The sequence below is a fragment of the Corynebacterium lipophiloflavum DSM 44291 genome, assembly GCF_000159635.1.
Taxonomy (GTDB): Bacteria; Actinomycetota; Actinomycetes; order Mycobacteriales; family Mycobacteriaceae; genus Corynebacterium; species Corynebacterium lipophiloflavum.
Genome location: NZ_GG667199.1, coordinates 20,950 through 30,173 on the forward strand (window position 1 = coordinate 20,950; position 9,224 = coordinate 30,173).

A 9,224-nucleotide genomic window follows, 5' to 3' on the forward strand; every position below is an offset into this window, starting at 1 on the left:
CACCCGGCGACAGGATGCACTTTCTCACCGGACGGGGCAGTAGACTTCATGGCTGTGAGCAGCACAGGTGAACGCAGGTACGGTCGGGCCCCGCAGAAGAAGGGCTGGCGGACATTCCTCCGGCCCGGCTGGGTGTTCGGTGTCCTTGCCATCATCGCTTTCTCCTACGTCGCCTTTACCTTTCTGGCGCCGTGGCAGCTGAGCAGGGATAGCACTATCGTCGAGCGCAACGAGCAGATCGAATCCGCCTTCGAGGTCGAGCCCGTCCCCGCCGAGGAGATCTTTGACGCCCGGGGCAGTATCGAGCCCGGGGAGGAATGGGCCCGGGTGATCCTTCAGGGCCACTACCTGCCCGAGGATGAGGTGCTGATGCGCAACCGTCCGGTCGACTCCTCCCCTGCCTTCCATGCCTTGACTCCCTTCCAGCTGAACTCCGGTGAGGTCATCCTGGTCAACCGGGGTTTCAACCCGCCGCTTGAGGGCGGTGTCCCACCGATGGATACTGCGCCAGCCGGTGAGCAGTCCATCGTCGGCCACGCCCGATTCACCGAGCAGACAACGATGCCCCCCCCGATCGAGGACCAGGGCTACCGCCAGGTCTACGGCATCAACACCGCGCAGATCGCCGAGGTGACCGGCATGGAACTGGCGGAGGACTATGTGCAGCTGGCCGAGGGGCAGGACGGGGAGATCAACGCCATCCCGGTGCCCATGCTCGACCGCGGTTCGCACCTGTCCTACGCCTTCCAGTGGATCGCCTTCGGCATCATGGCCCCGCTCGGCCTGGGGTATTTTATCTGGGCGGAGCTGAAGGAACGCCGCCGTGTGCGCCGCGAGGAGGCCGAGCTGGCCGACGGATCGACATCCTCGCAGCAGACCGGGGACTCCCAGGACGAAGAGACAGATTCCGACACGGTGGGCGCCCTCCGCACCACTCACCCGGAAAATGACACCCAGGGTCTCGCCCATGCCCAAGCTCCTACTTCCGCATCCTCTGGTGCCCGTGCACGCATGTTGCACGACCGTTACGGCGACAGCCAGCCGAATCACTCCCGGAAATTCACCAACCGCCGGCGCGAGCGGTTCTAAGCGCAGCCTTGCGCACCACACGGTGCGGCCCGCTCGATGTCTATACGGAGGGTGCGGGAGGGGATGCCCTCAAGGATTTTCAATAAGCTTGCAATAAGGGGTTTTCCCCGTTAGACTACAGGCATGAGCGAGCACGATCATGACCCTGACCCCGGCGACTACGCTGCCCCGAACGGATCCCCCACAACCCTGCCACCGACATCGGCGGCCACTCATACCCAAGATCATGCCCACGGTTCCGCACGCTGGGAGCTGTGGTTCGCGATCGCCGCCGGCGTCACTTACACCGGTGGGATGATCGCGGAGTTCGCGTTGGGGCTGCCGATGGTCGGATGGCCGTTGGCGTTCTTCCTCGCCACCTACTTCTTCGGTGGGTTCTTCACCATCCGCACCGCTATCTCCTCCACGCTGCGAGGGAAGTTCGAGGTCGACTTCCTCATGCTCGTCGCCGCGGTCGGCGCCGCTCTCATCGGCCGGTGGGCGGAGGGTGCGGTGCTGCTGTTTCTGTTCAGCCTCGGCCACGCGCTCGAAGAGTACGCCCTTAGCCGTGCCAGCAAGTCCATCGAGGCCCTCGCCGAGCTCGCCCCCCGCAGCGCCCTGGTGCGCCGCGGCGAAACCGAACCCGTGGAAGTACCGGTGGAGGAGCTCGTGGTCGGAGACATCGTTGTCATCCGTCCGAACTCCCGCATCCCCTCGGACGGGTTCGTGATCTCCGGAATGTCCGCCGTTGATCAATCGGCAGTCACGGGCGAGTCGATCCCCGTGGAGAAGGAACCGGTGTCCGACCCCACACGGACGATGCACACGGTCGGCACCCTCCCCGCCACCAATCGAGTGTTTGCCGGCACCGTGAACGGGTCTGGCCTACTCGAGATCGAGGTCACCGCGACCGCCGCTGACTCGACACTGAGCAAGGTCGTTGAGCTTGTTCGCACCGCCGACCAGGCTGCGTCCCCGACACAGCAGTTCATCGACCGGTTCCAGCGCTGGTACGTGCCCGCCGTGATCCTCGGGGTCATCGCCACCCTGCTGGTGTCGATGTTCGCGTTCGCGCAGCCGTTCCGCGACGCCTTCTACCTCGCCATGACTGTGCTCGTCGCCGCGAGCCCATGCGCTCTCGCGATCGCCACCCCAGCCGCAGTCCTGGCGGGCGTGGCCCGCGCCGCCCGTGCCGGCGTGCTCGTCAAGGGCGGTGCCCCGCTCGAGACACTCGGACGAGTAGAGGCGATAGCGTTCGACAAGACCGGCACCCTCACGTGGGGCGCACCACGAGTGACCTCGCTCGTTCCCGCCGATGACACGTCCGAATCGGAACTGATCCCGACACTCGTGTCGGTCGAATCTCTCAGCGACCACCCCCTCGCCGCCGCGATCGTCCGCGACCTTGCACCCCGCGTCCCCGAGACCGGGCGGCTGGTGGCCACCGACCTCTCGGCACTCACCGGCCGCGGCATCACCGCGACGATCGACGGAGAGCGGGTCGAAATCGGCAACCTGCGCATGTTCGACGAACAGCAGCTTGAACTGCCCTCCTCGCTGGCCAAGGCCTACGCCGAAGCCCGCGACTCTGGGCAGACGTTGATGATCGTGCGTCGTGGTGACCGCTTCCTGGGGGTCGTGGGAGTGATGGACGCCTCCCGCGCCGAATCCGCCCAGGTGCTCAACGCGCTCCGGGACACAGGGGTCGGCCATCTGGTCATGATCTCCGGCGACAATCAGCGGGTCGCCGACGCGGTAGGTCAGGAAGTCGGCGTCGACACGGCGATCGGAGAGCTCCTCCCCGAGGACAAGGTCATTCACATCACGAGCCTGGCCAAGACATACCGCCCGATCGCGATGATCGGCGACGGCGTCAACGACGCCCCCGCGATGGCCCGAGCTGACGTCGGCATTGCGATGGGTGCTGCCGGGTCGACGGTCGCGTTAGAGACCTGCGACATCGCGCTGATGAGCGACGACCTCGGACACATCCCGTTCGCTGTCCGGCTGAGCCGGGCCGCCAGCCGGATCATCCGACAGAACCTCATCGCCAGCCTCGCCATCGTCGTTTTCCTCATCATCGCGACCTTCCTTGGGCTTAATATCGGCGCCGTCGTGCTCATCCATGAGGGATCCACCCTCATCGTCGTCGCGAACGCGCTTCGCCTGCTCAACTTCCAGAAGGGCCAGGAACACGCCGGCATCGACCACGAAGAAAAGCCCACGCACTGATGCTTCTCCCCGCGAGTCACCAGTGGGGCCCGTGGCGAGAACAGTCCGTCCGATCTGTCGGAGAACCGCTTACCCCCACTCAACCCCCGGGCTATCCAGAGGAACTCACTCATGGATTGTCCCGTCAGCGGCACCGTATGGGTCATATCAGACGGGACTGGAATCAACATCGACTTCCGGACACTCCTTCCGGCCTGTCAGACGATCGCCGGGAGTTTGGTTCCCTGGGGGAAGCTCGCCTAGTGTCCTGCGCCGTTAATTCGCTGCTGGATCATTGTAAAATTGGGTATGCACACCGAGGACCGGCGTTAGCCCCACTGACCTTGACCGATGATGAACGCGACCAACTGCAACGCTGGGTCCGGCGACGCAAAACCACCCAGGACCTCGCGCTCCGCTCCCGGATCGTACTGGAATGCGCAACCGGGGCATCGAACTCGGAGGTCGCCCGTCGGTTGGGGATCTCATTGCCGACGGTGGGTAAATGGCGGGCCCGCTTCATCGACAAGCGCCTCGACGGACTGGTCGACGAGCCCCGGCCGGGTCGGCCCGCGACGATCGGTATCGACCGGGTCGAGCAGGTCATCATCGACACCCTGGAATCAACCCCTGCGAATGCGACCCATTGGTCGCGGGCGAGCATGGCCGAGAGATCCGGCCTGTCGAAGTCCACGGTCGGTCGGATCTGGAAGGCTTTTGGACTCAAGCCCCACCTGGAGGAGGGGTTCAAGCTTTCCAACGATCCCTTTTTCACCGAGAAAATTTATGACATCGTCGGGTTGTATCTGAACCCACCGGAGTCAGCGGTCGTGCTGTGTGTCGATGAGAAAAGCCAGGTACAAGCCCTACAGCGGTCCCAGCCGGCCTTTCCGATGATGCCGGGAACACCCGAGCGCCGCGCACACGACTATGTCCGCCACGGCACCACGAGTCTGTTCGCCGCACTCAACGTTGCCGATGGGACGGTGATCTCCCAGGTCCACCGCAAGCACCGCTCGGTGGAGTTCAGAAAATTCCTGGTCAAGATCGACAAAACCGTCCCCGAAGGCCTGGACGTGCACGTCATCTGCGACAACTACGCCACCCACAAACACCCGACGATCCAGACCTGGCTGGGCAAGCACCCCCGGTTCCACATGCACTTCACGCCCACCTACTCCTCCTGGATCAACCAGGTGGAGCGGGTGTTTGCCGAGGTGACCCGAGAGCTCCTTCAGCGCAGCGACCACCGAAGCGTGCAGGCACTGGAGAAAGACCTCCGCGACTGGGTGAGGGCGTGGAACGAGGACCCGAAGCCGTTCATCTGGACTAAAACGGCCGAGGACATCCTCGACTCCATCGCCCGATCCTTACAACGAATTAACGGCGCAGGACACTAGTAGTGCTTTGTTAGGTGTCTCTGGGGCGGTGGCAGTAGGGACAGCGGTCGAGTAACCGGATGACGGCGGTCTGGAGTTCAGTGAGCACCGTGTAGAAAGTCAGGCCGCCGGTAGTGCTTTTGGGCCGGCGGCCAGTCGTTTCATGGTGATGAACAGGTGTGCTGCGGTGACGGGTGTGGTGTGGTGATGCCAGCCGAGCCAATGTCGACCCTCGAAGTGGTCGAGTCCCAGGCCGTGCTTGAGTTCGCGGTAGTCGTGTTCGATCCGCCACCGGATCTTTCCCAGGCGCACCAACTGCTCGATGGGGGTGGTCTCGGGCAGGGTCGACAACCAGTAATCGGTGGGTTCGTCTTCTCCGGCGGGCCATTCGACCAGCAGCCAACACTCTGGGGCGGTGCCGTGAACCGCTACGGCTTTGTTGCCGCCGTTAGATTGGGTGAGCCGCCGTCGCAGGTGACCCAGGAATTGTAGCTTCTCTGGCCCAGTAGGACTCCTCGTACTCCGCCGGCGGGACCATCCCCAGGGTGGAATGCAGCCGGTGGTGGTTGTGCCACTGCACCCACGCCATGGTCGCGAGTTCGACGTCGACGATCGACTCCAGGTTCTGTGCGGTGAAGATCCGGGAGCCGATGCACTCGGTCTTGTCCAGCCCGTTGCTCGACTCCATCAGCGCATTGTCGTAGGCATCACCCACACTCCCGATCGACGGGGTGATGCCCTGCAGGGCCAGGTTCTCAGTGAATTTCACCGCGGTGTGACTTGCTGCCCGCATCCGAGTGGTGCGTCAGCTCACCACGGACAACGGGACGCTGGGTGCGGTCACGCTCCCACAGCACCGGGTACCGTGGGATACGCACCAGTTCGACTCCGCGGGAGGTCTGCGCGTGCCAGCCGACGATGCGCTGCGAGTACACGTCAACGATGAAGGCCACATAGACCCAGCCCGAACCGGTGCGGGCGTAGGTGAAATCGGCGACCCATACCCGGTTGGACGCCTCGGCGGTAAAGTTCCGGTTCAGCAGGTCAGGGGCACGGTCCCCGGACCCGGGAATCGTGGTCCGCACCGTGGTCCGGCGCCTGAAGATACCGTTCATCCCGGCCAGGCGCATCAACCGGCCGACGGTGCAATGCGCCCTCGCATGACCCTGCCGACGCAGGTGGGCGACCATCTTGCGCCGCCCGTACAGGGATTCCGGTGCGTCCCGAAGCTCGTAGAGGGCGTTGAGGATCTGCGCGTCCGTCATGGTCCGTGTGGCCGGTACTTTCTTCCAGTGGTGGTAGGTCCTCGCCGCGACCTGCACGCCCTGCTCACGCAGCACATGGCGGGCCGACTCGACAGCAAAGCCTTCTTTTTTCATCTGGTCGATGAAGGCGACGATCAACGGTTTCCGGGGTCGAGCTCCCCGGCGAAGAAAACCGTGGCCTTCTTCAAAATCTCGTTGGCCTCTCACAGGCGTTTGTTCTCCTTGCGCAGGCGGGTCATTTCCTCGTTTTCCTCGGTGCTCACACCGGGGACGTGGCCGGCGTCGACCTCGGCCTGGCGGACCCAGTTGCGCAGGGTTTCGCGCGAGACACCGAGCTCGTCCCCGACGGCGGTGCAGGTGACGGTCAGCGATCGGTAGTCCTCACGATGCTGCTGGACCATCCGGACGGCCCGTGCCTTGAACTTAAGGGTTGTAGGACTTCTTCATGGTGGTGATACTTCCTCATTGGAAGGCGGCAAGAAACCCGTGACGGTTCAGACCGAAAGCACCGCCGCCGACGAGGATGAAAATGCCCAGGCCGATCAAAACGATGGGGAACAATACATGTTCCCAGCGTTCGAGGACCTCGGCGATGGGCGGACGGGTGGCAACGAATTTTGCCAGCAGGACCAAAACTGCCACCAGGACGAGGAAGACGACGCAGTAGGTGATGACCGTGGCGGTTCCCACATTAAGGAAGACGGGGACGTAGACGCCGATATTGTCGCCGCCGTTGGCAAACGTCACCCCGGCGACCGTCAGGATACCCACCTTCTTCCCGGCGACCTTCCCGGCGTCATCGTCGTCATCATCGCTCCGCCAGGCCTGCCAGGCCGCCCATAAGCCGAGGAGCAGGGGAATGAGCCCGAAGTATGGGATGGCCTGCTCGGGCAGGAAGGCTTCCGCCCCCAGGGTCACCAGGACGGCGGCGCCGAGGATGCCGACGAATCCGAGGTACTGGCCGACCAAGATCCGGGCTGTGGTCCCCTTTTGTCCCGCACCGCGGGCGAAGAACAGCGACAGCACGATGATGTCGTCAATGTTCGTGGCGAGGAACAGGCCAATCGCCGACAGCAAGCCGGAGACCATCACATGCCCTCCTGCCCGGTGACACAACCGGGCACGTCACAGCCCGAGTCGAGACAGGGAGCGTGCTCATCCACCGCGAGCGTGACGTCCAGCAACGCGTTGAGCGCCTGGGCGAGGTGGGCGTCGACGATTTCGTAGCGAGTCTGCCGGCCCTCCGGTTCGGCAACGATGATGCCGCAGTCGCGTAGGCAGGCGAGATGGTTCGACACATTCGGGCGCGTCAGTTCCAGCTCCCGGGCCAGTTGCGCGGGATAGCCGGGCGCCTCCAGCAGGGACAACAGGATCCGGGACCGGGTGGGATCGGCCATGGCACGGCCTAACCGGTTCATCACATCGAGACAGGAAGCAATAGTCAGCATGCACTTAACTGTACATCAGGCACTGAACAATCCTTGCCCGCCCCCGGAGGATGGGCCAGGAAATATGTGCATCAGCTCCGAACGTCACGCATCGCAAACGGGCGCCTTGGGCGCAGGACTTCAGAAAACAATCACGCTAGATGCAAAGAGTGGTGCGGCCGATATCCCCCCTACCAGCTACAAGGAAGTGCCGCCCCCGATGCCGGGGGAGAGCGCTACCCAAATGGCATTGGCTTGCTCCGTGGTGAGGATGACCTCTTTCCCATCAGCGCCTTTGAGGACAATCCTGTCCTGGCGAGGATCCCCACCAGCGACGTTGACTAGTGCGCCCGGAACTATGTCCCGCCTCCTAAAGCCGGCCAACTGCCCTGAGTCAGCATCAGAGATGCGGATGATTACGTAGTCACCCGGAACAACGCGGGTGAGCCGGATGGCATCGATGGGACGGGAGACATACCCGGTGGCAGTAGGGATGGGGTCACCATGGGGATCGGTGGCGGGGTTCCCGAGGAGAGCGTCGATACGCTCGATCATGGTTTCTGAGACGGCGTGTTCGAGCCGTTCGGCCTCGTCGTGGACCTCCTCCCACGGGTAGCCCAGGGTGGTGACGAGGAAGGTCTCGAGCAGCCGATGCCTGCGTACCATCGCGATGGCGTACTGCTCGCCCCGCTCGGTGAGCATGACAGGTTTGTAGGGCTGGTACTCCACGAGTCCCTGGGCTGCCAGCCGTCTGACCGTGTCTGAGACGTTGGCCGTGGTCGTGCCCATCCGTGCCGCCAAGGCCGTGGCGGTGATGGGCGGGCCTCCCCACTCGGTGGCCGCCCAGATCACCTTGAGGTAGTCCTGGGCTACCGGCGTGATCTCACTCAGGTCCATGGGCTCACGCTACCGGAGACCACAGCCGGTCATCCCCGGCCGCTGGCCAGCAGTCCGATGAGGGCGAGGTTCAACGACACAATCAACGCGACCACCACCCAGGACGCCACCCGCAGCGGAACTCGGATAGCGAAGCCACCCATGAGGGTTCGATCACTGTTCAGCACCACCAGCGGGATCAGGGCGAAGGGGATGCCCAAACTCAGGACCACCTGGGAGAGCACCAGCGCCCACGTCGGCTCCACACCGATGGCGATCACGGCCAAGGCCGGGACCAGGGTGACCGCTCGCCGCACCACCTGCGGGATCTGCCGGTGCAGCAATCCGCCCATGATCGTGGATCCGGCGTAGCAACCCACCGAGGTGGACGCCAGCCCGGAAGCCAGCAAACCGACACCGAAGGCCACCCCCACTGCCGGGCCCAGCGTGGCGGTGATCACCGCGTGGGCCCCTTCGATGCTGTCGGTACCCGGGATGCCGTTCAAGTTTCCGGCAGCCAACAACAGCATCGCGATATTGACCGACCCGGCCACCAGCAGCGACAGGAGAACATCCCACCGGGTGACACGGAGCAGACGCGGCAATGCCTCGGGCGCGATGGTGTCACCGTGGCGGTCTCGGGCGAGGGAGGAGTGGGCGTAGATGGCATGGGGCATCACCGTGGCCCCGAGCATGCTCGCGGCCAACACCACCGTCGGGGTCCCCTCAAAGCGCGGGACAACCCCGGCCAATGCCTCGCTCCAGGAAACAGTTCCGATGAACATGCCCGTGAGGAAGCCGACGGTGATGACTACCAGCAAACCTACTATGACGAACTCAAAGGGGCGCTGACCGTGCCTGGATTGGACGGCCAGCAGCAGCATCGATACCAGACCGATGAGCAGGCCCCCCATCAACAAGGGGAGGCCGAAGAGAATGTGGAGGGCGATCGCCCCGCCGATCACCTCGGCCAGGTCCGTGGCCGCGGCCACTGTCTC

7 protein-coding genes and 2 pseudogenes are annotated in these 9,224 nt (G+C 64.0%); 3 read left to right on the top strand and 6 right to left on the bottom strand.

Features of this window, described 5'->3' with window-relative positions; genetic code table 11:
• Positions 1-48: 48 nt before the first annotated feature.
• From HMPREF0298_RS10785 to HMPREF0298_RS10795, 3 genes are all read left to right on the top strand, one after another.
• Positions 49-1,089: an SURF1 family cytochrome oxidase biogenesis protein gene (locus HMPREF0298_RS10785; RefSeq protein ID WP_006841230.1), complete on the top strand. Its 1,041-nt coding sequence runs from the start codon at positions 49-51 to the stop codon at positions 1,087-1,089.
• Positions 1,090-1,212: 123 nt separating this feature from the next.
• The gene (locus HMPREF0298_RS10790; protein ID WP_006841231.1) at positions 1,213-3,300 is read left to right on the top strand and encodes a heavy metal translocating P-type ATPase; all 2,088 of its coding nucleotides are present in this window, start codon (positions 1,213-1,215) and stop codon (positions 3,298-3,300) included.
• Positions 3,301-3,581: 281 nt separating this feature from the next.
• The gene (locus HMPREF0298_RS10795; RefSeq protein WP_040423193.1) at positions 3,582-4,679 is read left to right on the top strand and encodes an IS630 family transposase; all 1,098 of its coding nucleotides are present in this window, start codon (positions 3,582-3,584) and stop codon (positions 4,677-4,679) included.
• 99 nt (positions 4,680-4,778) lie between these two features.
• Here HMPREF0298_RS10795 and HMPREF0298_RS10800 read toward each other — a convergent pair.
• From HMPREF0298_RS10800 to HMPREF0298_RS10835, 6 genes and pseudogenes are all read right to left on the bottom strand, one after another.
• Positions 4,779-5,162 (bottom strand): annotated as a pseudogene (locus HMPREF0298_RS10800) (transposase); the annotation flags it as partial.
• Positions 5,107-6,324 (bottom strand): annotated as a pseudogene (locus HMPREF0298_RS11955) (IS3 family transposase). The pseudogenes HMPREF0298_RS10800 and HMPREF0298_RS11955, both read right to left, overlap by 56 nt.
• Before the next feature lie 61 nt (positions 6,325-6,385).
• Positions 6,386-7,012: a cadmium resistance transporter gene (locus HMPREF0298_RS10820; protein ID WP_003860193.1), complete on the bottom strand. Its 627-nt coding sequence runs from the start codon at positions 7,010-7,012 to the stop codon at positions 6,386-6,388.
• Positions 7,012-7,371, bottom strand: a complete 360-nt coding sequence (gene cmtR, locus HMPREF0298_RS10825; protein WP_003860192.1) for a Cd(II)/Pb(II)-sensing metalloregulatory transcriptional regulator CmtR — start codon at positions 7,369-7,371, stop codon at positions 7,012-7,014. Before cmtR ends, HMPREF0298_RS10820 begins: the two co-directional genes overlap by 1 nt.
• 177 nt (positions 7,372-7,548) lie before the next feature.
• Complete coding sequence (locus HMPREF0298_RS10830) at positions 7,549-8,247, bottom strand: metal-dependent transcriptional regulator (RefSeq protein WP_006841235.1); 699 nt, start codon at positions 8,245-8,247, stop codon at positions 7,549-7,551.
• A 29-nt stretch (positions 8,248-8,276) separates the two neighbouring features.
• Positions 8,277-9,224 (bottom strand): Nramp family divalent metal transporter (locus HMPREF0298_RS10835; protein WP_006841236.1); only part of this gene is annotated, 948 nt, incomplete at its 5' end.